The organism is Streptomyces sp. NPDC096040 (assembly GCF_040303265.1).
Classification (GTDB): domain Bacteria; phylum Actinomycetota; class Actinomycetes; order Streptomycetales; family Streptomycetaceae; genus Streptomyces.
In genome coordinates this window covers 111,026-137,504 of the sequence record NZ_JBEOTA010000010.1, presented here as the reverse complement: position 1 = coordinate 137,504, position 26,479 = coordinate 111,026, and the positions used below count along the sequence as shown (strand labels likewise).

Here is a 26,479-nt window from a genome sequence, read left to right as displayed (position 1 = left end):
GCCGGCCACCCAACCACCCGACCACCAGCCAACCGACCACCCCACCAGCGGCCACCCGACCACCGCACCAACAGCCGACCGACCGCCACACCGCTGGCGACCCAACCACCCGACAAGCGGCCAACCGGCCACCACGCCACCACGCCACCCACCCTCCCACCACACCACCGGCTGGCCGTTCCCACATGTGGAGAGCCGCCGACGGCGATCGCCCCCGCAGGTCGCCCAGCCTCTCTGCCAACTGGAAACGGGTGGTGCGTGGGTGGGAGAGAACCGGTCTACGCAGGCACGTGCACCGTCTCCACCCGGCTCGCCACCAACCGTTCCCGCTCCCGCCGCGCCGCCCGCCCCCGCAACCGCAGGATCTGGCTCACCCCAAGCGCCTGGAGCACGAACACACAGGAGAACGCCACCGAGTAGTCGTCGCCGGTCGCGTCCAACAGCACACCCACCGCGAACAACGTCGTCATCGACGCCACGAAACCACCCATATTGGTGATCCCGGACGCGGTCCCCTGCCGCTCGGGCGGATTCGCGGGCCGCGCGAAGTCGAAGCCGAGCATCGACGCCGGCCCGCACGCCCCCAGCACCGCACACAGCACCACCAGCAGCCACATCGGCGCATGCTCGGCCGGATACACCAGCGTCGCCGCCCACACGACGGCCGTCGCCCCGACCGTGCCCAGCGCCAACGGCAGCCGCGCCGCGTGATGCCGGGCGACGACCTGGCCGTAGACCAGACCGATCACCATGTTGGAGAGAACGACCAGCGTCAGCAGTTCCCCGGCCCTGGCACGGGACAGCCCCTGCGCCTGGACCAGGAACGGCAGCCCCCACAACAGCAGGAACACCATCGCCGGGAACTGGGTGGTGAAGTGCACCCACAGGCCGAGCCGCGTCCCCGGCTCCCGCCAGGACGCGGCGATCTGCTTCCGTACGTACGCCGCGCCCCGGTGCGGGAAGGGCTCCGGCTCGTACCCCTCGGGGTGGTCCTTCAGGAAGAGCAGTACGAGGACCAGCACGACCGCACCGGCCAGCGCGCTGCCCGCGAACGCCGGGGTCCACCCGATGCCGTGCAGCAGCCGGGCCAGGACCAGCGTGGAGACGAGGTTGCCCGCCATGCCGACCAGACCGGCGAGCTGTGCGACGAGCGGCCCGCGCCGCACCGGGAACCAGCGGGTGCCGAGCCGCAGCACGCTGATGAACGTCATGGCGTCGCCGCAGCCGAGCAGTGCGCGCGAGGCGAGCGCGGTGCCGTACGACGGGGAGAACGCGAAGCCCAGCTGGCCGGCCGTGAACAGCACCGCGCCGATGGACAGCACCTTCTTCGTGCCGAGGCTGTCGACCAGCAGGCCGACGGGTATCTGCATGCCGGCGTAGACCAGCAGCTGGAGTATCGAGAAGGTGGACAGGGCCGAGGCGTTGACATGGAAGCGGTCGGCCGCGTCGAGGCCGGCGACACCGAGGGACGTACGGAAGATGACGGCGACGAAGTAGACCGAGACGCCGATGGACCACACGGCGACGGCCCGGCGGCCGCCCGGCGGATCGCCGGGCAACGAGACGCTGCTGCGGCTCATCGGACGTCACCCCGCGCCAGGTGCGCGAACCAGTCGACGTGCCGGTGCACCAGCTCGACCGCGCGGTCGGCGTCCCCGGCGCGCAGCGTGTCCAGTATCTCCTCGTGCTCGGTGAGCGACTTGGCGATCCGGTCGGGGTGGGCGTGCATGATCGCGACACCCATGCGCAGCTGACGGTCGCGGAGCTGGTCGTAAAGGCGGGAGAGGATCCCGTTCCCGCCGTCGCGGACGATCTCGGCGTGGAAGCAGCGGTCCGTGACGGCCGCGGCGGCCAGGTCACCGGCGGCGGCCTCGGCCTTCTGCCGGTCCAGCAGCTCCTCCAGTCGGGCCACGAGCATCGCCGACGGCGGTATGGCCTTGCGTACCGCGTGCTCCTCGACCAGCATCCGGGTCTCCACCACGTCCGCGATCTCCTGCGCGGAGACGGGCAGCACCATGGCGCCCTTCTTCGGGTAGAGCCTGATCAGGCCCTCGACCTCGAGGCGCAGCAGCGCCTCGCGGACCGGGGTGCGGGAGACCCCCACGGCCTCGGCCAGCTCGCCCTCGGTGAGGAGCGTGCCGCCCTCGTAGTGGCGGTCCAGGACACCTTGCTTGACATGGGAGTAGACGCGGTCGGCGGCGGGTGGCTGCTTGACGGCGAGGCTCATGCCCACAGCTTAGATACAACACGTACGCAAGCGTGGGGACGTCCACCATCCGGACGTGATGTAAATCGCTCTCAGCAGCCGCACAACCATCTGTGCTACTTACGTGTCACACACGTGCGGCCCCACCCGCTTTGGCACCCCCAACTCGGCCGCATTCCAGGGGCATTACGACTCGACTCGACTCGGGGTATTTCAGTTGATTACCGGTATTAAGGGCACTCGCCTCCGCAAGGCCGCCGCCGTCGCCGTCACCTCCGGCGCGCTGCTCGCGACCGGGGCCCTCACCGCGGCGCCCGCACAGGCCGTCACCGCGCCCTCGATCGTGGCCAAGGGCGGCTACGTCATGAACAACGCGACCGCGAAGACGCTGTACACGAAGAAGGCGGACACCGAGCTGTCCACCGGCTCCACCACGAAGATCATGACCGCAAAGGTCGTGCTCGCGCAGTCGACCCTGAACCTCGACAAGAAGGTCACGATCCAGAAGGCGTACAGCGACTACGTCGTCGCCAACAACGCCTCCCAGGCGCACCTGATCGTCGGCGACAAGGTCACCGTCCGCCAGCTGCTCTACGGGCTGATGCTGCCGTCCGGCTGCGACGCCGCCTACGCGCTCGCGGACACGTACGGCTCGGGCACCACCCGCGCCAAGCGTGTCGCCAACTTCATCTCCAAGATGAACACCGCCGCGAAGAGCCTGGGCCTGACCCACACCCACTTCGACTCCTTCGACGGCATCGGCAACGGCAACAACTACTCGACGCCGCGTGACCTGACGAAGATCGCCAGCAGCGCGATGAAGAGCTCCACGTTCCGCGCGGTCGTCAAGACGAAGAAGTACACCGCGAAGACGATCACCAAGACCGGCTCCACCCGCACGATGAGCGCGTGGACCAACACCAACACGCTGCTCAGCAGTTACAGCGGCGCCATCGGCATCAAGACCGGCTCCGGCCCCGAGGCCAAGTACTGCCTGGTCTTCGCCGCGACCCGCAACGGCAAGACGGTCATCGGCACCGTCCTCGCCTCCTCCTCGATCACCCAGCGCGCGACGGACGCCACGAAGCTCCTGAACTACGGCTTCTCGACGATCTGACGCGACGCGCACTGAACGGACGAAGGCCCGCCGCAGCGTCTGCGGCGGGCCTTCGCTCCTCAGCGCCTCTCCCCGACCTCGCCAGGGTTCAGCCCCAGGTGATCAACCGCTTCGGCTGTTCCAGGATCGCCGCGATGTCCGCGAGGACCTTGGAGCCCAGTTCGCCGTCCACCAGGCGGTGGTCGAAGGACAGGGCCAGTGTGGTGACCTGACGGGGCTTCACCTTGCCCTTGTGGACCCAGGGCTGGAGTTTGATCGCACCGACCGCCAGGATCGCCGCCTCACCCGGGTTGAGGATGGGCGTCCCCGTGTCGATGCCGAAGACACCGACATTGGTGATCGTCACCGTGCCGCCCTGCATCGCGCCGGGCGAGGTCTTGCCGTCCCGTGCCGTGGTGACCAACTCACCCAGGGACTCGGCCAGTTGCGGCAGCGTCTTCGCGTGGGCGTCCTTGATGTTCGGGACGATCAGGCCCCGTGGGGTGGCCGCTGCGATGCCCAGGTTGACGTAGTGCTTGAGCACGATCTCCTGGTTCGCCTCGTCCCAGGACGCGTTGATGCCCGGGTTGCGCCGGATGGCGACCAGCAGGGCCTTGGCGATGAGGAGAAGGGGGTTCACCCGGAGGCCTTGCAGGTCCTTGTCCTGCTTCAGCTCCTCCACCAGCTTCATCGTGCGGGTCACGTCCACCGTCACGAACTCCGTGACATGCGGGGCCGTGAACGCCGAGCCCACCATCGCCGTCGCCGTCGCCTTGCGGACGCCCTTGATGGGGACACGCGTCTCACGCGTGCCGTCGTACGACGCCGCGGGAGCCGCCGGAACTGCGGGGGCCGCGGGCACGGCGGTCACCGGCTCCAGGTCCGCCGTCGGTGAGGCCGCCACCGCCGCGTGGACGTCGTCGCGCGTGATGACGCCGTCGGGGCCCGACGGGGTCACCGTGGCCAGGTCCACACCCAGGTCCTTCGCCAGCTTGCGCACCGGCGGCTTCGCCAGCGGGCGGGGACGCTCCACGGCGGGGGCCTCGGGAGCCTCGGCGACCTCGGTGGGACCGTGGCCGTTCAGCTCCTTCTGGACCGCTGCCCGGGCCGCCGCCTCGGCGACGGTCACCTCCGGGCCCTTGCGCGGGCGGCGCTTCGTGGAGGAGGCCGCCACGCCGTAGCCGACCAGGACCGGCTGACGGGCCTGCGGCTTGGGTTCCTCCGCCGGCGCGGGCTCTTCCTCCGACGCGGGCTCTTCCGCGTCAGCGGCCGCCCCGCCCGACACGTCCACCGCGATGATCGCCGTGCCCACGTCCACCGTGGTGCCCTCGGCGAAGCGCAGCTCGCGCACCACCCCGTCGTACGGGATGGGCAGTTCGACGGCCGCCTTCGCCGTCTCGACCTCGCAGACCACCTGGCCGTCGGTGACCGTGTCGCCCGGCTGGACGTACCACTTGAGGATCTCGGCCTCGGTGAGCCCCTCGCCCACGTCCGGCATCTTGAACTCGCGTACGGACGCTTCCGTCATCGTCGTCACGACCCTCTCCTCAGTACGCCAGGGCACGGTCGACGGCGTCGAGTACCCGGTCCAGGCCCGGAAGGTACTCGTCCTCCAGGCGGGCCGGCGGGTAGGGGGCGTGGTAGCCGCCGACCCGGAGCACCGGGGCCTCCAGGTGGTAGAAGCAGCGCTCGGTGATCCGGGCGGCGATCTCCGCGCCCGAACCGAAGAACACCGGTGCCTCGTGGACCACCACGAGGCGGCGGGTCTTCTCGACCGAGGCCTGGATGGAGTCGAAGTCCAGCGGGGAGACGGACCGCAGGTCGAGGATCTCCAGGGACTTGCCCTCCTCGGCGGCCGCGTCGGCGACCTCCTGGCAGAGCTTCACCATCGGACCGTAGGCGGCCAGGGTGAGGTCGGTGCCCTCGCGGACCACCCGCGCCTTGTGCAGCGGTCCGGGGATGGCCTCCGTGTTCACCTCGCCCTTGTCCCAGTAGCGGCGCTTGGGCTCGAAGTAGATCACCGGGTCGTCGCTCTGGATGGCCTGCTGCATCATCCAGTAGGCGTCCGAGGCGTTGGACGGCGAGACGATCTTCAGGCCCGCCACATGCGCGAAGAGGGCCTCGGGGGACTCCGAGTGGTGCTCGACCGCGCCGATGCCACCGCCGTAGGGGATACGGACGACGACCGGCATCTTGACCTTGCCCAGCGAACGCGCGTGCATCTTCGCCAGCTGGGTGACGATCTGGTCGTACGCCGGGAAGACGAAGCCGTCGAACTGGATCTCCACCACCGGGCGGTAGCCGCGCAGGGCGAGGCCGATCGCGGTGCCGACGATGCCGGACTCGGCGAGGGGGGTGTCGATGACCCGGCTCTCACCGAAGTCCTTCTGGAGGCCGTCGGTGACGCGGAAGACGCCGCCGAGCTTGCCGACGTCCTCGCCCATGACGAGGACCTTGGGGTCGGTCTCCAGGGCGCGGCGCAGCGACTCATTGATCGCCTTGGCCAGTGCCATCTTTTCCGCTGCCATGATCAGGCCCCCTCCACGTCCGCGAACGACGCCTGGTAGGCGGCGAACTGGGCTCGTTCCTCGTCGACGAGCGCGTGCCCGTCCGCGTACACGTTCTCGAAGACGGCGAAGTTGTCCGGGTCCGGCATGGCTCGGACCGCTTCGCGCACTCGCCTGCCCAACGCCTCGGACTCGACCTCGAGTTCCGCGAAAAATCCCTCGTCCGCGTGGTTTGAGGCCTCCAGGTACCGGCGAAGGCGCAGGATCGGGTCCTTCGCCTCCCAGGCCTCGCGCTCCTCGTCGGCCCGGTACTTGGTCGGGTCGTCGGAGGTGGTGTGGGCGCCCATCCGGTAGGTGTAGGCCTCCACGAGCGTCGGGCCCTCGCCGCTGCGGGCGCGCTCCAGCGCCCACTTGGTGACCGCGAGGCAGGCGAGGACGTCGTTGCCGTCGACGCGGACGCCGGGGAAGCCGTAGCCCTGGGCGCGCTGGTAGAGCGGGACGCGGGTCTGCCTCTCGGTCGGCTCGGAGATCGCCCACTGGTTGTTCTGGCAGAAGAACACCACCGGGGCGTTGTAGACCGCGGAGAAGGTGAACGATTCGGCGACATCGCCCTGGCTCGAGGCGCCGTCGCCGAAGTAGGCGATGACCGCCGAGTCCGCGCCGTCCTTGGCGACGCCCATGGCGTAGCCGGTGGCGTGCAGCGTCTGGGAGCCGATGACGATGGTGTAGAGGTGGAAGTTGTTGGTGTTGGGGTCCCAGCCGCCGTGGTTGACGCCGCGGAACATGCCCAGCAGGTTGGTGGGGTCGACCCCGCGGCACCAGGCGACGCCGTGCTCGCGGTAGGTCGGGAAGACGTAGTCGTCCTCGCGGGTGGCGCGCCCGGAGCCGATCTGGGCGGCCTCCTGGCCGAGCAGGGACGCCCACAGGCCCAGCTCGCCCTGGCGCTGCAGGGCGGTGGCCTCGGCGTCGAAGCGGCGGGTGAGCACCATGTCGCGGTACAGGCCGCGCAGTTCGTCGGGGGTGATCCCGGCGACGTAGGCGTCGTACTCGGCGTTCTCGACCCGCTCGCCTTCCGGGGTCAGCAGCTGCACGAGTTCGGGATCGGTGCTCTTCTTCGTGGTGGTGCGATGCGCGGTGGTGCGAGTGGTGCGCTTGGTGCCGGTCTTGCTGCCGGTGGTACCGGCTTTGCCTGCGGCGCTGCGTCGCGGTTCGCTCGCGGCACTGCTGTCCACGGTCACGTGTGCTCCTCCGTCGGTCCGGCCCCCGGGGTTGCCGGGTGAACCAGTGCGGCTCACCTGCTTCCGACACCCGTGGCACGGGGTGGGTGCCACTCGGCCGGGAACAGGCGTGACAGGTGCCCCGGCGAGCGCCCTGCAAGAGGCACGTTACCCAGTGCTCCACATTTCTGTGAAACCCCTCCTGACCTGCGATTTTGCTTGGAAATCCAAGTACTTTTTGCTTGGGTTTCCTAGTAAATCGACACGGGCCGGAAGGTCGCTGGTCAGAGCCTTGCAGGAGGCCGGAGCTACCGCACGTTATCCCGCCGCACCGGGTCACGGGAAGAGTTCACGTCGAAGACCGACGTCGGACGCGGGAAAGGACAGATCGCCATATTTCCCCGACCCGCTCCGACCGCCGTGGACGGCGAACCGTTCGCTCCCGTGCACCTGGTCATCGCACCCGAGTTCGTCACCGTCCACCATGTGACCGAAAGCGACCAACAGCGACTGCCTGCGACAATGCCCAGCTCACGGGCCCAGCCCTTGCCCTAGCATCTGGCGCGTGCCGCGCCCATGTGTACCACCCCTCCTACCCCATGCGCCCCCTCTGGGCGCCCTGCTCCGGCTGTACGCCGCCGGTTCCGCGCTCACCTGCGAGCCCGTGGAACAGGGCCTGCTCAACCGCGGCTACCGAGTCCGCACCACCCGCGGCCGCTACTTCCTGAAACACCACTTCGACCCCGACACCGCCGATCCGGCCGCCATCGAGCGCCGCCACCTGGCCACCCAGCGCCTGGCCGCCCTCGGCGTCCCGGTCGCCCCGCCGCTGGCCCACCGTGAGGGCCGTACGGTCGCCGTCGTCGGCGGCCACGCCTACGCGCTGCACCCCTGGATCGACGGCAGGCACCGGCACGGCGGACAGCTCACGCGCGGAGAGTGCGCGCGGCTCGGTGCGCTCCTGGGCGCCGTGCACGCCTGTCTGGAGCGCGTGATACCTCCCAAGGGGCGCACACGCCCGGCCACGAGCCCCCATCCCGTCGAGAGCGCCGACCCCGCCGACACCTTCGCCCTCATCGAGGACCTGCTCGTCCACGTCAGCCGCCACCGCCCGGCCGACGCCTTCGACGAACTGGCCCGCCACCGGCTGCTCGAACGCCGCTCACTCCTGGAACAGCACGCCGGCCGGCGCCCCCCGCGCGGCGCCTCCGTGGGCTGGGTGCACGGCGACTTCCACCCGTTCAACCTGCTCTACAAGGACGACGCGCCCGCCGCGATCGTCGACTGGGACCGGCTGGGCGTGCAGCCCCGCGCGGAGGAGGCCGTCCGCGCCGCCGCGATCTTCTTCGTCCGCCCGGCGGGGGCGCTCGACCTGCCGAAGGTGCGGGCCTACGCGCGCGCGTACCGGCGCGCGGCCGGCGCCACGCCCTCGGAGCTCGCGGCGGCCGTGCACCGCGTGTGGTGGGAACGGCTCAACGACTTCTGGATGCTGCGCTGGCACTACGAACGCGGCGACACCCGGGCGGACCCTCAGTTCCCGGCCGCCTCGGCACTCGCCGTGTGGTGGACGAGCGAGTACGACGCGGTGTGCGACGCGTTCGTCCGGTGAGGGCCGTTGCTCAGCCCCGCAGGGGTGTCGGTGTCCTTCAGCCGTTGCCCAGACCGGTACCGGCCACGGAGCCCGCGTCCGTGTTGCCGCCGCCGCCGTCCGCGCCCGTGGTGTCGGAGGGCTGGGCGTCGGGGGAGCTCGCGGTGTCGGTGGGCTGCGAGGCGCTCGCCGTGTCCGACGGCTCGTCGGTCGGGCCGGTGCTCTGGGTCTGGGACTGGGTGTACGACGGGGTCGACGACGGCGTGTAACTGGAGTTGTCACCGCTACCCGAGCCGCTGGTGTCGGTCGCCGTGTCCGTGGCCGTGTTGCTGGCCTTGTCGGAGGGGCTCGCGCTGGGTGTCTCGTCCTTGGTGGTCTGCGAGTCGGTCGGCGACTGCGAGGTACCCGTGTCACCACCACCGCCGCCGCCACCACCGTTGTTCAGCGCCAGCGCGACGCCCGCCGCGATGGCGATCACCGCGAGGACGGCCAGGATCCACAGCTTGCCGCGGCCGCTGCCCTTGTTGCCGTGGCCCTCGAAACCGCCGTCGTCACCGCCGCCGTAGCCGGACGGCATGATCGGCTGCGGGATCTGCGAGGTCCCGGAGGAGTTCGTCGGGTGCTGCATCACGGTCGTACCGGCGAAACCGCCCGCCGAGGCGTGCCGGCCGTCGTGGACGGTGACCCGGCCGGTGTTCCAGGTGCCGGTGTGACCGCCCTGGTCGTACAGCATCTGCAGGCCGTACTGGACCATGCCGCGCATTTCCTCGGCGGTCTGGAACCGGTCGTCGGGCTCCTTGGCGAGCGAGCGCATGACCAGACCGTCCAGCTCCGGCGGGGCGGCGCCCTCGGAGGTCTGGGACGGCGGCATCGGGATGTCCTGGACGTGCTGGTAGACCACCGACAGCGGGGTCTCACCGACGAACGGGGGCCGCAGCGCGAGGAGTTCGTACAGCAGACAGCCGGTGGCGTACAGGTCGGAGCGGTGGTCGACGGCCTTGCCGAGCGCCTGCTCCGGGGAGAGGTACTGGGGCGTGCCCATGACCATGCCGGTCTGGGTCATCGTCGTGGACGCGCCGTGCAGGGCGCGGGCGATGCCGAAGTCCATCACCTTGACGGCGCCGTTGTGGGTGATGATCACGTTGGCGGGCTTGATGTCGCGGTGCACGATGCCGTGCTGGTGCGAGTAGGCCAGTGCCTCCAGCACCCCGGAGGTGATGATCAGGGCCTGCTCGGGGCCCGGCGCCTCGGCGTTGATCAGCAGGTCGCGGATGGTGCGGCCCTCGACCAGCTCCATGACGATGTACGGCACGGACTGGCCGCCGACGACGTCCTCGCCGGAGTCGTACACCGCCACGATCGCATGGTGGTTGAGCCCGGCGACCGACTGTGCCTCGCGCGTGAAACGGGCCTTGGAGACCGGGTCCTCGGCGAGGTCGGCGCGCAGCAGCTTGACGGCCACGGTCCGGCCGAGCCGTACGTCCTCGGCGGCGAACACCTCGGCCATGCCGCCCCGGCCGAGCCGATGCGTGAGCCGGTAGCGGCCGTCGCCGACCAGGCCGCCGTTGCCCCACATCTCCGGCGTGTCTGACATGCCGCCGCCAGTCGCCTCGGGGTCGGACGGGCCCTGGGCGCTGTGCGTCTGTGCCATCGGTCCTCGCCGTCGTTTCTGCCCGCGGTGCGCGCGGTGTTGTCACGGTCTCCGTCGGCCACGCTACAGCCTCCGCGCAACCCCCAGGTCCGGGTTCCGGCCCGTGGACGGACCGGCCATCAAACCCGTACCACGCGCTGTCGTGCAAATTCTGTGTACCGGACGTACGGCCGCTGTAACGCTTCCGAGCCTCTTCTTTCGCGTACGGTCACGGAACGGGCACCGCGCTTGACGTGTCAGTGCCCTCGGGCAGACTTGGCCGCGAATGAGACTTTCGCTCAACAAGGGTGCCTGAGGTGCCAACGGGGGACGGGGAAAATGAGCCAGGACGGCGCACACGGCCGTTACGTGGGGCGGGCTCTGGCCGGTGGCCGCTACCAGCTGCGCGACCTGCTCGGCGCGGGCGGCATGGCCTCCGTGCACCTGGCGTACGACACGGTCCTGGACCGGCAGGTCGCGATCAAGACCCTGCACACAGAACTCGGCCGCGAACAGGCCTTCCGCGAGCGCTTCCGCCGCGAGGCCCAGGCAGTGGCCAAGCTCACGCACACCAACATCGTCTCCGTCTTCGACACCGGAGAGGACACGCTGTCCGACGGCGGATCCGCCACGGGTGACGGCTCGCTCATGCCGTACATCGTCATGGAGTACGTCGAGGGCCGCCCGCTCGGCTCGGTGCTCGACGAGGACGTACGGCAGTACGGCGCGATACCCGCCGACAAGGCGCTGAAGATCACCGCCGATGTGCTGGCCGCGCTGGAGATCAGTCACGAGATGGGGCTGGTCCACCGAGACATCAAGCCCGGCAACGTGATGATGACCAAGCGCGGGGTCGTCAAGGTGATGGACTTCGGCATCGCCCGTGCCATGCAGTCCGGGGTCACCTCGATGACCCAGACCGGCATGGTCGTCGGCACCCCGCAGTACCTCTCCCCGGAGCAGGCGCTCGGCCGTGGCGTGGACGCCCGCTCCGACCTCTACTCGGTCGGCATCATGCTGTTCCAGCTGGTCACCGGGCGGCTGCCGTTCGACGCGGACTCGCCGCTGGCGATCGCCTACGCGCACGTCCAGGAGGAGCCGGTCGCTCCCTCCTCGATCAACCGTGCCCTTCCCCCGGCCGTGGACGCGCTGATCGCCCGCGCGCTGAAGAAGAACCCGAACGAGCGCTTCCCGACCGCCGAGTCCATGCGTGACGAGTGCCTGCGGGTGGCCGCCTCGCTCCAGCCGGCCGCGCCGAGCATCGTCCCGGGCATCCCGCCGACGCAGAGCGGTTCCGGGGTCGGCTCCGCGGTGTTCCCGCCGGTCGACCAGGCGACGCCGGCGCCTCCGGGACCGGTGCAGACGCCGTACCAGCCGACACCGAACCCGCATCCGTACGGCACCCCCGCCGCGGCTCCGGTGCCGTCCCCCGCTCCGGCGTACGGCTATCCGCAGCAGGCGGGCTACCAGACGCCGGCCGGGTACGCCCACCCCGCGCCGACGATCCCGCCGCCGTACAACGTCACCCCCCAGTCGCCCTCCTCCGGTGGTGGGAGGGGCAACCGGCCGGTGGTCATCGGGTCGATCGCGGTCTCGCTGGTCGCGGTGATCGGTCTGGCCGTCGCGCTGGCGCTGAACAACGGCGGCGGCAGTGCGGACGACAACGGCGGAAGCGGCGGCGGCACCGCGAGCGCCGCGGCCTCGCACGCCTCGGGCCACCGCGGGCCGGACACCTCGAAGACCATCGAGAAGACCGAGTGCACCGAGCCGCAGGAGTCGTACAACGACGCCGACAAGATCCAGGTGCCGGACTTCAAGTTCAAGTACATCAAGTCGGTCAAGGAGTGCTTCCAGGCCGCCGGCTGGCAGATGAAGATCACCCACGTGGACGAGAACACGTACGGCGACGGCACGGTCATGGAGCAGTTCCCGTCCTCCGGCACGGACGTCGACCCCGAGGACATGCCGACCATCGAGCTCAGGGTGTCGACGGGCAACCCGGCCACCGGATGAGGCGGGGCGCGGTAGTGACGCAGTAGGCAGTAGTAAGGGCCCGGCGGTGGTACGCCGGGCCCTTCGCCGTATCGGGATTCCTGCTCGGAAGTACTGCTCGGAAGTACTGCTCCGAGTCCTGCTCGGAGCCTAGAGGTACGGTCCGCCGGAACGGCCGGCCGTCGGCCCGTGTTCCTCGCCCTCGTGGCCGACGCCCGGCGGCAGCGCGCGCCGCATCTGCTCCAGCTGGGCGCGGGCGGCCATCTGCTGGGCGAACAGCGTGGTCTGGATCCCGTGGAAGAGACCCTCCAGCCAGCCGACCAACTGGGCCTGCGCGATCCGCAGTTCCGCGTCGGTCGGGGTCACGTCGTCGGTGAAGGGCAGGGAGAGCCGCTCCAGCTCCTCCACCAGCTCCGGCGCCAGACCGTCCTCCAGCTCCTTCACGGAGCTGGAGTGGATCTCCTTGAGCCGGACCCGGCTGGCCTCGTCGAGAGGAGCCGCGCGCACCTCCTCCAGGAGCTGCTTGATCATGCTGCCGATCCGCATGACCTTGGCGGGCTGTTCCACCATCTCCGTCACCGGGATCTCGCGGGAGTCCTCGTCCCCGTTGCCGCCACCGAGTGCCATCCCGTCCTGGCCCACGACCAGGATCTGCGGGTTCTCGGGCGACCGTTCGTTCCTCGGCATCTCCATGCCGCCATTCTCTCGCACCCGTCCACCTCACCACCGTGGTGCCCCCCATTGCGGCTGATCCACCTTTCCGAGCCGCGCCTGACGGGCGTAGACCTATCGGCCGAATCAGACATGCCGGGCTTGTCGGTGAATGTGAGGCTGGTGTTCGTCGGCTCTGACGACTTTGTTCCAGGAGGTCACCGACGTGACTCCAAGGCCGCGATCCACCCTGGGCGGCGTACGGCTCGCGCTCGTCCGCCTGCTGCTCGTCCTGGCGACGGTCCTGCTGCCGTACGGCACGGCCGTCGCGTACGACCCCGAGCCCGTGGTCGCCCATGACCCCGAGCCGTCGGACTCCGCCAGCGCCTCCGTCTCTCCGGAGCCGTCCCGGGCCGGAACCCTGGCCGGTGAGGGCCGGCTGAGGCCGGGACGGCCGCAGGGACCGGCGGCGGCCGTCCAGGGGCAGGGCGAGGACGAGGACGAGGACGAGCCCGGTGACGAGACCGGAGACGCGAGTCCGGTCGCCACCTCGGCCCAGCCGACCCGGGAGGCCGGACTGAGGCCCACCGCGCCCCAGCCGTCCCCCACCCACCAGGCGGTGGCTCACAGCGAGGAGGACGCCTCCGAGCCCGTGCTGCACATCCTTCCGCTGGGCAGCGGCCTGGTCCTGATCGGCCTCGGGCTCGGACTCGCCTTCGTCGCTCTGCGGGTGCGCCGGAGCTAGGGCCTGTCCGGCGGATCAAGTCGCAGGACAGTGCACCTGCAAGGCGGAGGAGGCGTGGACATCAGCCTCCCCCACGCTCGAACAACCTCGCGCGGGGGCACCCCCATCGCGGCGGGCGACGCGGTGGGGGCACCCCCGGCCGAAGGCTGGGGGACGTCGGCGAGTGACGACAACGCCGCTGGGGTCCCCCCTCTGGGGAAGCGCGTGCCACACTCCGCGTCTGCGGCATGATCCGCCGGACAGGCGCCCTAGGGGGCGACCAGGAGGACCTTGCCGATATGCCCGCTGGCCTCCACCAGCCGGTGGGCCTCGGCCGCCTCGGCCATCGGCAGCTCCCGGTCGACGATCGGCCGGACATGGCCGCCCGCGATCAACGGCCACACATGCTCCCGCACGGCCGCGACGATGGCCGCCTTCTCGGTGAGCGGACGGGCGCGCAACGAGGTCGCGCTGATCGCGGCCCGCTTGGCGAGCAGCGCGCCGATGTTCAGCTCGCCCTTCACCCCGCCCTGCATACCGATGATCGCGAGCCGCCCGTTGACGGCGAGGGCGCGCACGTTCGGGTCCAGGTACTTGGCGCCCATGTTGTCGAGGATGACGTCGGCCCCGGCGCCGTCGGTGGCCTGCTTCACCTCGGCGACGAAGTCCTGGTCGCGGTAGTTGACGAGGATGTCCGCGCCCAGCTCGGCGCAGAAGTCCAGCTTCTCCTTGGTGCCCGCGGTGACCGCGACCTTGGCGCCGATCGACTTGCCCAGCTGGATCGCCATGGTGCCGATGCCGCTGGAGCCGCCATGCACGAGCAGCGTCTCGCCGGGGCGCAGGTGGGCGATCATGAAGACGTTCGACCAGACCGTGCAGGCCACCTCGGGCAGCGCGGCGGCGTGCTTCAGCTCCACGCCCTCGGGCACCGGCAGCAGCTGTCCGGCCGGTACGGCGACCTTCTGCGCATAGCCGCCACCCGCGAGCAGCGCGCACACCTCGTCGCCGACCGACCAGCCGGAGACACCCGGGCCGATCTCGACGATCCGGCCGGAGCACTCCAGACCGGGATACACGGAGGCGCCCGGCGGCGGGTCGTAGAAGCCCATACGCTGCATGATGTCGGCACGGTTGACGGCGCTGGCCACCACCTCGACCAGCACCTCGCCCTCCCCGGGCACGGGATCGGGGACCTCGTCCCACACCAGCGCCTCGGGCCCACCAGGTTCGGGAATCGTGATCGCATACATGCGGCCGACGCTACTCCCCGCCCGGCCGCGCTCCCCGTCAGGCCCGGGGCAACGGTCGTATGTCGGGGGCGACCTTGGTGCCCGGGGAGGCCCGCACGATCGTGATCAGCCGGTCCGTCAGCTGGATGGTGCCGACGGCCGGGTCGTCGTAGCCCAACACCCGGTGTCCGCGCAGGACGCTCACCACCAGGTCGGCCGTCTCGCGCGGGCTCTTGCCGACCTCGGCCTTGACCGCCGGGCGCTCCACGAGGTCCAGGCCGGTGCCCTGCTGGATCAGGTCCTCCATGACCATGCCGGCGGCCGGACTGAGCACGGACAGCCCCAGCAGGCGCCCGGCCGCGCTGGCGCTGGTGATGACGGCGTCGGCCCCGGACTGCTTGAGCAGCGGCGCGTTCTCCTCCTCACGGACCGCGGCCACGATCTTCGCGCCCTTGTTGAGCTGCCGGGCGGTCAGGGTCACCAGCACGGCCGTGTCGTCCCGCTGGGTCGCGATGATGATCTGCCGGGCCCGCTGCGTCTCGGCCCGCTTCAGCACATCGCTGCGCGTCGCGTCCCCGATCACCCCGGCATATCCTTCGGCGGTGGCCGCGTCGATCACCTTGGAGCTGGGGTCGACCACGACGACCTGCTCCTTCTTCAGCCCGGTCGCACAGACGGTCTCGATCGCCGACCGCCCCTTCGTCCCGAAGCCGACGACGACGGTGTGATCCCGCAAGGCGGACCTCCAGCGGTTCTGGCGCCATTCCTCCCGGGTGCGTTCGGTGAGGACTTCGAGGGTGGTGCCGACCAGGATGATCAGGAACAGCACACGCAGAGGCGTGATGACGAAGATGTTGGTGAGCCGGGCTGCGTCACTGACCGGGGTGATGTCGCCGTATCCGGTGGTGGAGAGGGTGACGGTCGCATAGTAGAAGGCGTCGAGGAGGTCGACGGGGCCGTCCGAGGTGTCGTTGTAGCCGTCGTGGTCGGCGTAGACGATGAACGCGGTGGCGACCAGCACCAGCAGGGCGAGTGACAGCCGTTTGCTGACCTGGCGGATCGGGCGCTCCACCACTTTCCTCGGGAGTTTCACCCGTTGGGTCACCAGATGTTCGTCCGCCTGGCGGGCGATGGCGTCATGGCCCGGAAGTTTCACGTGAAACACACCCCGATCCCCGCGGCCGCCCACGGCAGGTCAAGGAGCTCCGTCTCCTCACCCCGCTGTGCCCCGCCCGGCGGTACGACCGCGAGCGCGTCGGCGGCGGCGATGCCACGGAGCATCGCCGGGCCGTTGTAGTGCAGCGGGACGGCCACATCGCCGCGCAGGACGACCGGGATGAGCCGGGTGTCGTACGGGTGTCCGTGCGCCGCTTCCGCCAGCGGCAGCGCGTAGGGCTCGGGGGCCGGGTGGGCGGCGAGGGTGCGCAGCAGGGGTTCGGCGAGGGTGAGCAGACCGGAGACGGCGGCGAGGGGGTTGCCGGGGAGGCCGACGAGGTGCTGGTTCGGCTGGGTGCGGGCCAGCAGCATGGGGTGGCCGGGGCGGACCTTGACGCCGTCGACGAGGAGTTCGGCCCCGATGCGCTCCAGGGTTGGGTGGACATGGTCGACCGGGCCGGACGCGGTGCCGCCCGTGGTGACGATGAGATCGGCGCTGGACGAGGTGATCGCCTTGTACAGCGCCTTGGCGTCGTCGCCGAGCCGGCGTACGGCGGTCACCTCGGCGCCGAGCGCGCGCAGCCAGGGCGGCAGCATCGGGCCGAGCGCGTCCCGGATATGGCCCTCGTGCGGAAGCCCCTCGGTGAGCAACTCGTCCCCGAGGATCAGTACTTCGGCCCGGGGGCGGGGGACGACCGTGACGGTGTCGTACCCGGCGGCCGCTGCGAGGCCGAGGACGGCCGGGGTGACCAGGGTGCCGACGGCAAGCAACTGGTCGCCGCTGCGGCACTCCTGGCCGCGCGGGCGGATGTCCTGGCCGTGGACGACCTCACGGGTGGGATGCAGCCGGCCCTGGGTGTCGATACGGCCGTGTTCGCTGCGCAGCACCGCGGTGGTGTCCGCCGGGATCCGGGCGCCGGTGGCGATCTGTACCGCCTCGCCGTCGGTGAGTGGCTCGGGCTGTGTGCGCCCGGCCAGCACGCCTTCCTCGCGTACGTCCCAGGGACCGGGGCCCGCCACCGCCCAGCCGTCCATCGCGGAGGTGTCGAAGGAGGGAAGGTCGGTCAGCGCGTCCAGCGGGGCGGCCAGGGCCAGACCGAGGGCGTCGGCCAGCGACACGGAGACGGGGACCCGGCGGGCGCCGGAGCGGGCGGCACGGGCCGCAATCTCACGGGCCTGGGGCCAGGGAATGGCGCGATGCTGGTGTGCCGACCTACCGCCGTGGGCGTGCTCGCCCGGGGCGGCGGGCGGGGGCGTGTGGCCGCCGGCGGTGTCCTCACCGAACTCCCCGGGCTCCCTGGGCTCTCTCACGAGGGCGAGTGCCTCCTCGACGTCGAGATCGTCGTCGGTGCCCCCGGCGGACGTGCCGACCCGGGTGCCGGGGGCGGTCATCGGCCGGGCCCCGGGTCGGGGGCGGGCTTCCCGGAGGCGGACTGCTCGGCGGCGTTCGCCTCTTCTTCCCAGCGCAGGGCCAGCGCGGCGGCCTTGCGGGCCGCTTCGGCGACCGCTTCGGGGCCTCCCTTGCCCTGTGCGGCCGCGTAACCGACGAGGAACGTGGTCAGTGGGGCGGCCGGTCGGGCCACGCCGTGCGCGGCGTCCCGGGCCAGGTCGAGCAGGACGCCGGTGTCGACGTCCAGGTCGAGGCCCAGTTCGTCCTTGACTGCGGAGATCCATTCATCCAACACGTTCCCATGCTCCCTGATGCGTGCCCTGGCGTCGGCGATGTCGTCCCAGGTGTCGCAGTCGAAGGACGCGAGGGGGTCCGGGACGCGGGTGAGGTCGAGTGCGGCGGTCAGGCGCCGCAGGGGGAGGCCGGTGAGGCCGGAGCCGTCGGCTTCGGCGAGGGCCGTCAGGGCGTGGCGGAGCGACGCCGTGCGGTAGGCCGCGACGAGGGGCTGGTCTCTGCCCTCGGCGTCGGTGAGCAGTGCGGCGTCCGCGCCGGAGGTCTGCAGAGCCGACAACAGGTGCTCGACTGTTGCCACTTCGAGGAACGGGAGGTCTGCGGAGAGTACGACCACGCGGTCGGCGGTGGTGTGGCGCAGGCCGGCGTCGAGGGCGGCGACCGGGCCGCTGCCGGGTGGGTTCTCGCGGGTCCAGCGCACCGGACGGGAGGTGGGGCGGGGGGCTGCCACGACGACGGTGTTCCGGGCGCCGGCGCAGGCCGTGAGGACACGGTCGAGCATGGGGCGGCCGCCTACCCGGACGGAGGGTTTGTCGGCCCCGCCGAGGCGTCTCGCTGCGCCGCCGGCCAACACAATCGCGTCGTAGGTCGGCGGCTCGGTGTCGGTCACCTTTCGAGTATGGGGGGAGGGTGGATCACTGGGAACCGATAGGGCCGGGTGAGGCGGTTCAGAGCGTCCTGAGAAGTACTGCCGGCTGTTCCACGCAGTCCGCCACGTACCGCAGGAAGCCGCCCGCCGTGCCGCCGTCGCAGACCCGGTGGTCGAAGGTCAATGACAGCTGGACCACCTGGCGGACCGCCAGCTCGCCTTCGTGCACCCATGGCTTCGGGACGATGCGGCCCACTCCCAGCATCGCCGCTTCGGGGTGGTTGATGATCGGGGTGGAGCCGTCGACGCCGAAGACGCCGTAGTTGTTCAACGTGAAGGTGCCGCCGGTGAGTTCGCCCGGGGTGAGCGTTCCGGCATGAGCCGACTCGGTGAGGCGGGCGAACTCCGCGGTCAGGGCCTCGGCGTCGCGGGCGTGGGCGTCCCGGACGACGGGGACGACCAGGCCCCGGTCGGTCTGGGCGGCGAAGCCCAGATGGACATGGTCGAGCCGGACGATCTCGCGGGCCTCGACGTCGACGTAGGAGTTCAGCTCGGGGTAGCGGGCCAGGGCTGCCGTGCTGATCCGGGCGAGGAGCGCGAGCAGGGAGATCTTGGCGCCCTTCGCCGCGTTCATCGCGGTTCGCGCGCGCATCAGCTCGGTCGCGTCGGCGTCCACCCAGCAGGTCGCGTCGGGGATCTCCCGGCGGCTGCGGGAGAGCTTGTCGGCGACCGCTCCCCGAATGCCCTTGAGGGGCGTACGGGTGCCGGGCTGGGTGCTCGGCGCGCCGACCGAGGCTTTCGGCGGGCTGGGCGCGGTCTTGGTGCCGGTGGTGGCGCGGGCCGCGCTGACCCGCAGGGCGTCCTCGACGTCGGCGCGCAGAATCAGGCCGTCGGGGCCCGAGCCGGACAGCCGGCGCAGGTCAAGGCCGTTGTCCCGGGCGAGGCGGCGGACCAGCGGGGAGATCACCGGGACGGGGCCCTCGGTGACCGGGGGCGGTGCGGGCACGTGCGCGTGGGCCGCCGTTTCGACGACGGCTGCGGTCTTGCCGGCCATGCCGTTCGCCTGCTCCGGTGCGGTGGGGCGGGCCCTGCGGCGGCGCGCCGGGGGTGCCCCGGTGCCGTAGCCCACCAGGACGTTGCCGGAGCCCTCCGCCTCGGGGACCGAGGTGGCCTCGCCGACGGCGACCGTCAGCAGCGGGGCGCCGACGGGCAGTTCGGTGCCCTCCTCGCCGAAGCGGGCGGTGACCACACCGCCGTAGGGGCAGGGGACCTCGACCATCGCCTTGGCCGTCTCTACCTCGACGACGGGCTGGTCGATCGCGACGACCTCGCCGACCTGGACCAGCCAGTTGACGATCACCGCCTCGGTCAGCCCCTCCCCGAGGTCGGGCAGTTTGAACTCCAGCACTTGTGCCATCAGCCCTCGGCCTCCCACTGCAGACGCGCCACCGCGTCCAGGATGCGGTCGACGCCGGGCAGGTGGTGGCGCTCCAGCATCGGCGGCGGGTAGGGGATGTCGAACCCGGCCACGCGCAGCACCGGCGCCTCCAGGTGGTGGAAGCAGCGCTCCGTGACCCGGGCCGCGATCTCCCCTCCCGGTCCGCCGAACCCGCCCGACTCGTGTACGACGACCGCGCGCCCGGTGCGCCGTACCGAGGCGCAGACCGTCTCGTCGTCGAACGGCACCAGGGAGCGCAGGTCGACGACTTCGAGGTCCCAGCCCTCCGCCTGGGCGGCCTCGGCGGCTTCGAGGCAGACCGGTACGGACGGGCCGTAGGTGATGAGCGTGGCGCTGCGCCCTGTGCGGCGCACCACCGCGCGGCCGATGGGTTCAACGTCCGTCGGGTGCTCGGGGTTCCAGGTGTCCTTGGACCAGTAGAGGCGCTTGGGTTCGAGGAAGACGACCGGGTCGTCGGAGGCGATGGCGGCACGCAGCAGGCCGTAGGCGTCGGCGACCGTGGCGGGGGTGACGACGTGCAGGCCGGGGGTGGCCATGTAGTAGGCCTCGGAGGAGTCGCTGTGGTGCTCGACGCCGCCGATGCCGCCGCCGTAGGGGATGCGGACGGTGATCGGGAGGGGCATCCGGCCGCGGGTGCGGTTGCGCATCCGGGAGACATGGCTGATCAGCTGCTCGAACGCGGGGTAGGCGAAGGCGTCGAACTGCATCTCGACGACCGGGCGCAGCCCGTACATGGCCATGCCGACGGCGGCGCCGAGGATGCCGGCCTCGGCGAGCGGGGTGTCGGTGCAGCGGTCCTCGCCGAACTCCTTGGCGAGGCCGTCGGTGACCCGGAAGACCCCGCCGAGGGTGCCGACGTCCTCACCCATGACGTGCACGGCGGGGTCGGCGGCCATCGCGTCGCGCAGCGCGCGCGTGAGGGCCTGCGCCATGGTGGCGGGCTTGACGGCGACGGTCGTCATCAGCGGCCGCCTTCCCGGTCGGACTGCTCGGCTTCCAGTTCGGCCCGCAGCATGGCGCGCTGCTCGCGCAGTTGGGTGGTGGTCTCGGCGTACACCTGGTCGAAGAGGGCCATGGGGTCGAGTTCCGGGTCGCGGTTCATGCGCTCGCGCAGGTCGGCGGCCATGGTCTCGGCGGCTTCGCGCGCGTGCCGTGCGAAGTCCTCGTCGAGCAGTCCGCGGTCGGTCAACTCGCGCTCCAGCAGCAGGATCGGGTCGTGATCGCGCCAGGCGTCGACCTCGTCGTCGCCGCGGTAGCGGGTGGCGTCGTCGGCGTTGGTGTGGGCGTCGATGCGGTAGGTCACCGCCTCCACCAGGGTGGGGCCGCCGCCCTCGCGCGCGTGCCGTACGGCGTCGGAGAGGACCTCGTGCACGGCGGCCGCGTCGTTGCCGTCGACCAGGCGGCCCCGCATGCCGTATCCGACGGCTTTGTGGGCCAGGGAGGGGGCGGCGGTCTGCTTGTCGAGTGGGACGGAGATGGCGAAGCCGTTGTTCTGGACCAGGAAGACGACCGGGGCCTGCCAGACGGCGGCGAAGTTCAGCGCCTCGTGGAAGTCGCCCTCGCTGGTGCCGCCGTCGCCGACCATGGCGAGCGCGACCACGTCGTCGCCCTTGAGGCGGGCCGCGTGGGCGAGGCCGACGGCGTGCGGGAGCTGGGTGGCGAGCGGGGTGGACAGGGGGGCCACTCGGTGGGCGTAGGGGTCGTAGCCGGTGTGCCAGTCGCCGCGCAGCAGGGTGAGTGCCTCGACGGGGTCCACGCCCCGGGCGACGACCGCGAGGGTGTCGCGGTAGCTGGGGAAGAGCCAGTCGCGTTCCTGAAGGGCGAGCGCGGCGGCGACCTCGCAGGCCTCCTGGCCGGTGCTGGACGGGTAGACGGCGAGGCGGCCCTGTTTGGTGAGGGCGGTTGCCTGGGTGTTGTACCGGCGGCCGTGCACCAGCTGGGTGTAGAGCCGGCGCAGCAGCTCCGGGTCGGCCTTGGCGGCCGCCTCGGTCCCGAGGACGCGGTACGGCCGCTCGTCGGGCAGCAGGGGCGCGGGGTCCGTCCGGGGTTGCCAGGCGGGCGGCGGCGATGGGCGGTATGCGCCTCGCTGCTCCAGGACCGTCATGACGGCACCTCCTCGTGGGGGTGGCTGCGGGAGACGGATCGGCTGTGACCCGTCCCACCTACCGATTGTTCGGTCGCCAGCACATTTTGGCTACAGGCGGCTCCAGGCTGTGGACAAACGGTTCTCCACAGCCTGGAATGAACGCAGTACGTCCACGGCAGGAAGGCGGGGGGACATGCCACCTGAACAAATGGCCGAGGGCCCGCAGGACCGCGCTACGCTGCCGCCCGCGCGCCCGCTGGACGCCATTGATCAGGACATCCTGCAGATCCTCCAGGCGGACGGCCGGGCCTCGATACGGTCGGTCGCCGAACGTGTCCATGTCTCGCGCGCCAACGCCTACGCGCGTATCAACCGTCTCATCGAGGACGGGGTGATCCGCGGTTTCGGCGCCCGGGTGGACCATGAGCGGGCCGGCCACGGCACCTCCGCCTACATCACGCTGAAGATCGTCCAGAACACCTGGCGCACGGTCCGCGAGGAGTTGCGGCAGCTGCCCGGCGCCGACCACATCGCCCTGGTGGGCGGGGACTTCGACGTCCTGCTCCTGGTGCACACGCCGGACAACAGGGCGCTGCGCGAACTGGTGCTGACCCGGCTCCAGGCGATCCCCGAGGTGCTCAGCACCCGCACGCTGCTGGTGTTCGAGGAGGAGGACCTGGAGCCGGGCGGCTGACGCCGGACGGCCCGGGTCAGGCCGCGCGGAGACCCGAGAACACCAGGCGCGCCACCGCGTCGGAGACCTCGCGCTCGCTCGCGCCGCGCCCGTCCGGGCGGTACCACTCCACTATCGAGTTGACCATGCCGAAGACCAGCCGGGTCGCGAGGCGCACCTCGATGTCACCGCGTACGTCCCCGTCGGCGGCGGCCGCCTTCAGCAGGTCGGCCACCCGGTGGTCGAAGTCGCGGCGCAGCTCCAGCGCCCGTCGCTCGGTGTCGGTGTTGCCGCGCACCCGCAGCAGCAGCGTGACGTACGGCAGCTCGGCGATCAGCACCTCCACCATGCGCCGCACGACGTGCTCCAGGCGGTCGGCGGCGCGTCCCACGCGCGCCTGCTCCTCGTCGAGGATCCCGAACAGGCCGTCCAGGGCCCGGCTGACGGCCCGGCGCAGCAGTTCCTCCTTGCCGGAGACATGGTGGTAGATCGACGACTTGGAGATGCCGGCGGCCTTGGAGAGATGCTCCATGGAGGTGCCGTCGTAGCCGCGCTCGTTGAAGACCTGGACGGCCACCGAGAGCAGGGTCTCGGGGGTGTAGGTGTCGCGCTTGGCGGTGGTCATGAGGCGCCCTCCCGCTTCTCGGTGGCGTACGCGTGGCGGTAGAGCGCGAGGGAGGGCGCGTAGCGGCCGCTCGGGTCGCGCAGGTGCAGGTCGTCGAGGAGGTCGTAGGCGAAGTCGCGGCCGAGGCGGCGGCTCCACTCGAAGGGGCCGAGCGGGTAGTTGACGCCCAGGCGCATCGCGGTGTCGATGTCCTCCTCGGTGGCGACGCCCTTGGCGACGGCGTCGTGCGCGAGGTCCACGATCCGGGCGACCGTACGGGCGACGATCATGCCGGGGACGTCGCCGATGACGCTGACCCGCTTGCCGAGCGCCTGGAAGAGACCGATGGCCTCGTTGAGCGTCTGGGGCAGGGTGTCGTGTCCGGCGGACAGGGCGATGCGGGTGGCGCGGCGGTAGTCGAACGCCAGGTCGAAGTAGACGACGTCCCGGAACTCCACCGAGGTCTGGCCGTCGGCGAGGACCAGCTGGCCGCCGCTGGGCAGCACCAGGCGGGTGCCGTGGTCCTCGTCGTCCTCGCGGACCTGGATGCCCGCCTCGCGGATCATCGCGAGCAGCTCGGCGGCCGGTCCCAGGCTGCCCTCGGCGACGACGTAGGGGGGCCGGTCGGCCGGCTCGGCGGTGTGCGGCTCGGGGCGCTCGGCGTCGTCCGCGTAGTCGTACCAGCCGTGTCCGGTCTTGCGGCCGAGGTGGCCGGCCTCGACGAGCCGGCGCTGGGCCAGGGAGGGCGTGAAGCGGACATCCTGGAAGAAGGCCTGCCACACGGAGTGCGTGACGGACTCGTTGACGTCCTGGCCGATCAGGTCGGTCAGTTCGAAGGCGCCCATCCGGAAGCCGCCGCACTCGCGCAGCACCGCGTCGATGGTGGCCGGGTCGGCGGCCTGCGCCTCGTAGACCGCGAACGCCTCGGCGTAGAAGGGGCGCGCGATGCGGTTGACGATGAAGCCGGGGGTGTCCGCACAGGCGACCGGCGTCTTGCCCCAGGCGCGTGCCGTCTCGTACGCGCGCGTGGCGGACGTGACGTCGGTGGCGAACCCGGAGACGACCTCGACCAGCGGCAGCAGCGGGGCCGGGTTGAAGAAGTGCAGGCCCACCAGGCGGGAGGCGCTGCGCAGGGCGCCGCCGATGGCCGTCACCGACAGGGAGGAGGTGTTGGTGGCCAGCAGACAGTCGTCGTCGACGATGTCCTCAAGGGCGCGGAAGAGCTCCTGCTTGGCCTCCAGCCGCTCCTGGACGGCCTCCACGACCAGGCTGCAGTCCGCGAAGTCGGTGAGCTCCTCGGCGGGCAGCAGCCGCGCGCGGGCCGCGTCCCGGTCGGCGGCCCCCATCCGGTCCTTCTCGACGAGCCGGTCGAGACGGGCGACGATCGCCGCGGCAGCGTCCCCGGCCCGCCCGGGGACGGCGTCGTACAGCCGTACGGGATGGCCCGCGACGAGTGCGACCTGGGCGATGCCCTGGCCCATGGTGCCCGTGCCGGCGACCCCCACGGGGCTGCTGAGGTCGAGTGCTGTCATGTGCGCGATCCTCCCGCACGGGGTTTTCCACAGATGCGGCAGGCCCCCTTGTCCCGACCGATCGTTCGGTTACTCTAACTCTGTCCGGCCGTTTCTGCCCAGGTCATGAGCTCGAAGGGGAGCTCATCAGACGAGGAGTTGGTCCCGCATGACCGCCGAACTCACCGTGCACGAGCTGATCGCCAAGCACCGGCCCACCCTTGACCAGGCGCTTGAGGCGATCCGCACGCGCGCGTACTGGTCCCCCCACCCCGAGCACCCCAAGGCCTACGGCGAGCACGGCAGCCTGGACGCGGCGGCGGGCAAGGCCGCCTTCGACGCCCTTCTCGGCGGCCGTATCGACCTCGGCCAGCCCGGCACCGACGACTGGGTGGGCGGCGAGGTCTCCCCGTACGGCATTGAGCTGGGCGTGACCTACCCGCACGCGGACGTCGACACACTGCTGCCCGCGATGAAGGCCGGCCAGCGCGCGTGGCGCGACGCGGGCGCGGAGGCGCGCGCGGTGGTGTGCCTGGAGATCCTCAAGCGGATCAGCGACCGCACGCACGAGTTCGCGCACGCGGTCATGCACACCAGCGGCCAGGCGTTCATGATGGCGTTCCAGGCGGGCGGCCCGCACGCCCAGGACCGCGGCCTGGAGGCGGTGGCCTACGCGTACGTGGAGCAGGTCCGCACCCCCGACACGGCCGAGTGGTCGAAGCCGCAGGGCAAGCGCGACCCGCTCGCGCTGACGAAGACGTTCAAGCCGGTCCCGCGCGGGATCGCGCTGGTCGTCGGCTGCAACACGTTCCCGACGTGGAACGGCTACCCGGGCCTGTTCGCCTCCCTCGCCACGGGCAACGCGGTGCTGGTGAAGCCGCACCCGCGCGCGCTTCTGCCGCTCGCCCTCACCGTGCAGGTCGCCCGCCAGGTCCTCACCGAGGCCGGCTTCGACCCGAACCTGGTGGCGCTGACGGCGGAACGCCCCGGCGAGGGCATCGCGAAGACGCTCGCCACCCGCCCCGAAGTCAGGATCATCGACTACACGGGCTCCACCGCCTTCGGCGACTGGCTGGAGGCCAACGCCCGGCAGGCGCAGGTCTACACGGAGAAGGCCGGCGTCAACACGGTGCTGGTGGAGTCCACCGACAACTACAAGGGCATGCTCTCCAACCTGGCGTTCTCGCTCTCCCTCTACAGCGGCCAGATGTGCACCACCCCGCAGAACCTGCTGATCCCCCGCGACGGCATCCGCACCGACGAAGGCCCCAGGACGTACGACGAGGTGGTCGCCGACCTCGCCCGCGCCGTCGACGGGCTGCTCGGCGACGACGCCCGTGCGAACGCGCTGCTGGGCGCGATCGTCAACCCCGACGTCAAGGCCCGCCTGGAGGCCGCCGCAGGACTCGGCGAGGTCGCCCTCGCGTCTCGCGAGATCACCAACCCGGAGTTCCCGGACGCGGTCGTGCGCACCCCGGTGATCGTGAAGCTGGACGGGGCGCGGAAGTACTGGGAGGGGGCGGACGACGAGGCCGCGTACATGAGCGAGTGCTTCGGGCCGGTGTCCTTCGCGGTCGCCGTCGACTCGGCCACCGACGCGGTGGAGCTGCTGCGGCGGACGGTCCGGGAGAAGGGCGCGATGACGGTCGGCGCGTACACCGTCGACACCGACGTGGAGCGCGCCGTGGAGGAGGTCTGCCTGGAGGAGGCCGCGCAGCTGTCGCTGAACCTGGTCGGCGGGGTGTACGTCAACCAGACGGCCGCGTTCTCCGACTTCCACGGCTCGGGCGGAAACCCGGCGGCGAACGCCGCGCTCTGCGATGGAGCGTTCGTGGCGAACCGGTTCCGGGTGGTCGAGGTGCGCCGGGAGGCGTAGCACAC

Annotated in this window: 22 protein-coding genes; 6 read left to right on the top strand and 16 right to left on the bottom strand. The window is 71.2% G+C overall.

Translation table 11 applies throughout. The features are described from left to right. Window positions 1–278 precede the first annotated feature (278 nt). Together ABTY98_RS15695 and ABTY98_RS15690 are read right to left on the bottom strand one after the other, a co-directional pair. Window positions 279–1,580 (bottom strand): MFS transporter, encoded by a 1,302-nt coding sequence (locus ABTY98_RS15695; RefSeq protein WP_352221455.1) that lies wholly within the window; start codon window positions 1,578–1,580, stop codon window positions 279–281. Further along, window positions 1,577–2,227 carry a GntR family transcriptional regulator gene (locus ABTY98_RS15690; protein ID WP_352221454.1) on the bottom strand — a complete coding sequence of 217 codons (651 nt, stop codon included), beginning with the start codon at window positions 2,225–2,227 and terminating at the stop codon, window positions 1,577–1,579. The genes ABTY98_RS15695 and ABTY98_RS15690 overlap by 4 nt, the downstream gene beginning before the upstream one ends. A gap of 196 nt (window positions 2,228–2,423) precedes the next feature. Between ABTY98_RS15690 and ABTY98_RS15685 the strand changes: the two genes are divergently transcribed. After that, the gene (locus ABTY98_RS15685) at window positions 2,424–3,323 is read left to right on the top strand and encodes a D-alanyl-D-alanine carboxypeptidase family protein (RefSeq protein ID WP_352221453.1); all 900 of its coding nucleotides are present in this window, start codon (window positions 2,424–2,426) and stop codon (window positions 3,321–3,323) included. A gap of 88 nt (window positions 3,324–3,411) precedes the next feature. Here the strand turns inward: ABTY98_RS15685 and ABTY98_RS15680 are convergent, their stop codons facing one another. From ABTY98_RS15680 to pdhA (ABTY98_RS15670), 3 genes are read right to left on the bottom strand one after another with little or no spacing between them, the layout of a single operon-like run. After that, a complete protein-coding gene (locus ABTY98_RS15680) occupies window positions 3,412–4,839 on the bottom strand; it encodes a dihydrolipoamide acetyltransferase family protein (RefSeq protein WP_352221452.1) in 1,428 nt (475 codons plus the stop codon). 10 nt (window positions 4,840–4,849) lie between these two features. Further along, complete coding sequence (locus ABTY98_RS15675; protein WP_352221451.1) at window positions 4,850–5,830, bottom strand: alpha-ketoacid dehydrogenase subunit beta; 981 nt, start codon at window positions 5,828–5,830, stop codon at window positions 4,850–4,852. Between the two features lie 2 nt (window positions 5,831–5,832). After that, complete coding sequence (gene pdhA / locus ABTY98_RS15670) at window positions 5,833–7,047, bottom strand: pyruvate dehydrogenase (acetyl-transferring) E1 component subunit alpha (protein ID WP_352221450.1); 1,215 nt, start codon at window positions 7,045–7,047, stop codon at window positions 5,833–5,835. A 544-nt stretch (window positions 7,048–7,591) separates the two neighbouring features. Between pdhA (ABTY98_RS15670) and ABTY98_RS15665 the strand changes: the two genes are divergently transcribed. Then, window positions 7,592–8,635, top strand: a complete 1,044-nt coding sequence (locus ABTY98_RS15665; RefSeq protein WP_352221449.1) for a phosphotransferase — start codon at window positions 7,592–7,594, stop codon at window positions 8,633–8,635. 37 nt (window positions 8,636–8,672) lie between these two features. Here the strand turns inward: ABTY98_RS15665 and ABTY98_RS15660 are convergent, their stop codons facing one another. Next, window positions 8,673–10,265, bottom strand: coding sequence for a protein kinase domain-containing protein (locus ABTY98_RS15660; RefSeq protein WP_352221448.1), 1,593 nt, complete (start codon window positions 10,263–10,265; stop codon window positions 8,673–8,675). A 318-nt stretch (window positions 10,266–10,583) separates the two neighbouring features. On the opposite strand from ABTY98_RS15660, the gene ABTY98_RS15655 reads away from it, so the two are divergent. After that, window positions 10,584–12,257: a protein kinase domain-containing protein gene (locus tag ABTY98_RS15655; RefSeq protein ID WP_352221447.1), complete on the top strand. Its 1,674-nt coding sequence runs from the start codon at window positions 10,584–10,586 to the stop codon at window positions 12,255–12,257. 129 nt (window positions 12,258–12,386) lie between these two features. Here ABTY98_RS15655 and ABTY98_RS15650 read toward each other — a convergent pair whose 3' ends face one another. Then, on the bottom strand, window positions 12,387–12,929 hold the full coding sequence (locus ABTY98_RS15650) for a bacterial proteasome activator family protein (RefSeq protein ID WP_352221446.1): 543 nt from the start codon (window positions 12,927–12,929) through the stop codon (window positions 12,387–12,389). Between the two features lie 184 nt (window positions 12,930–13,113). On the opposite strand from ABTY98_RS15650, the gene ABTY98_RS15645 reads away from it, so the two are divergent. After that, on the top strand, window positions 13,114–13,632 hold the full coding sequence (locus ABTY98_RS15645) for a hypothetical protein (protein WP_352221445.1): 519 nt from the start codon (window positions 13,114–13,116) through the stop codon (window positions 13,630–13,632). 248 nt (window positions 13,633–13,880) lie between these two features. On the opposite strand, the gene ABTY98_RS15640 is transcribed toward ABTY98_RS15645, so the two are convergent. Genes ABTY98_RS15640 through pdhA (ABTY98_RS15610) form a run of 7 tightly spaced genes read right to left on the bottom strand, consistent with a single transcriptional unit; the run spans window position 13,881 to window position 21,828 of the window. Then, a complete protein-coding gene (locus tag ABTY98_RS15640) occupies window positions 13,881–14,861 on the bottom strand; it encodes an NAD(P)H-quinone oxidoreductase (RefSeq protein ID WP_352221444.1) in 981 nt (326 codons plus the stop codon). A gap of 37 nt (window positions 14,862–14,898) precedes the next feature. Continuing rightward, a complete protein-coding gene (locus ABTY98_RS15635; RefSeq protein WP_352221443.1) occupies window positions 14,899–15,996 on the bottom strand; it encodes a potassium channel family protein in 1,098 nt (365 codons plus the stop codon). Beyond that, window positions 15,993–17,387, bottom strand: a complete 1,395-nt coding sequence (locus ABTY98_RS15630) for a molybdopterin molybdotransferase MoeA (protein WP_352221442.1) — start codon at window positions 17,385–17,387, stop codon at window positions 15,993–15,995. Before ABTY98_RS15630 ends, ABTY98_RS15635 begins: the two co-directional genes overlap by 4 nt. Continuing rightward, the gene (locus ABTY98_RS15625) at window positions 17,384–18,286 is read right to left on the bottom strand and encodes an NTP transferase domain-containing protein (RefSeq protein ID WP_352221441.1); all 903 of its coding nucleotides are present in this window, start codon (window positions 18,284–18,286) and stop codon (window positions 17,384–17,386) included. The genes ABTY98_RS15630 and ABTY98_RS15625 overlap by 4 nt, the downstream gene beginning before the upstream one ends. Window positions 18,287–18,344: 58 nt before the next feature. Beyond that, window positions 18,345–19,682 carry a dihydrolipoamide acetyltransferase family protein gene (locus ABTY98_RS15620; RefSeq protein WP_352221440.1) on the bottom strand — a complete coding sequence of 446 codons (1,338 nt, stop codon included), beginning with the start codon at window positions 19,680–19,682 and terminating at the stop codon, window positions 18,345–18,347. Then, window positions 19,682–20,686, bottom strand: coding sequence for an alpha-ketoacid dehydrogenase subunit beta (locus tag ABTY98_RS15615; RefSeq protein ID WP_352221439.1), 1,005 nt, complete (start codon window positions 20,684–20,686; stop codon window positions 19,682–19,684). The genes ABTY98_RS15620 and ABTY98_RS15615 overlap by 1 nt, the downstream gene beginning before the upstream one ends. Beyond that, window positions 20,686–21,828, bottom strand: a complete 1,143-nt coding sequence (gene pdhA / locus ABTY98_RS15610; RefSeq protein WP_352221438.1) for a pyruvate dehydrogenase (acetyl-transferring) E1 component subunit alpha — start codon at window positions 21,826–21,828, stop codon at window positions 20,686–20,688. The genes ABTY98_RS15615 and pdhA (ABTY98_RS15610) overlap by 1 nt, the downstream gene beginning before the upstream one ends. 175 nt (window positions 21,829–22,003) lie before the next feature. On the opposite strand from pdhA (ABTY98_RS15610), the gene ABTY98_RS15605 reads away from it, so the two are divergent. Then, window positions 22,004–22,504 (top strand): Lrp/AsnC family transcriptional regulator, encoded by a 501-nt coding sequence (locus tag ABTY98_RS15605; protein ID WP_471503838.1) that lies wholly within the window; start codon window positions 22,004–22,006, stop codon window positions 22,502–22,504. A gap of 16 nt (window positions 22,505–22,520) precedes the next feature. Here the strand turns inward: ABTY98_RS15605 and ABTY98_RS15600 are convergent, their stop codons facing one another. Together ABTY98_RS15600 and ABTY98_RS15595 are read right to left on the bottom strand one after the other, a co-directional pair. Next, window positions 22,521–23,108 (bottom strand): TetR/AcrR family transcriptional regulator, encoded by a 588-nt coding sequence (locus tag ABTY98_RS15600; protein ID WP_352221437.1) that lies wholly within the window; start codon window positions 23,106–23,108, stop codon window positions 22,521–22,523. Then, window positions 23,105–24,619 carry a 3-hydroxyacyl-CoA dehydrogenase gene (locus ABTY98_RS15595; RefSeq protein ID WP_352221436.1) on the bottom strand — a complete coding sequence of 505 codons (1,515 nt, stop codon included), beginning with the start codon at window positions 24,617–24,619 and terminating at the stop codon, window positions 23,105–23,107. The genes ABTY98_RS15600 and ABTY98_RS15595 overlap by 4 nt, the downstream gene beginning before the upstream one ends. A 148-nt stretch (window positions 24,620–24,767) precedes the next feature. On the opposite strand from ABTY98_RS15595, the gene paaN reads away from it, so the two are divergent. Then, complete coding sequence (gene paaN, locus ABTY98_RS15590) at window positions 24,768–26,474, top strand: phenylacetic acid degradation protein PaaN (RefSeq protein ID WP_352221435.1); 1,707 nt, start codon at window positions 24,768–24,770, stop codon at window positions 26,472–26,474. Window positions 26,475–26,479 lie beyond the last annotated feature (5 nt).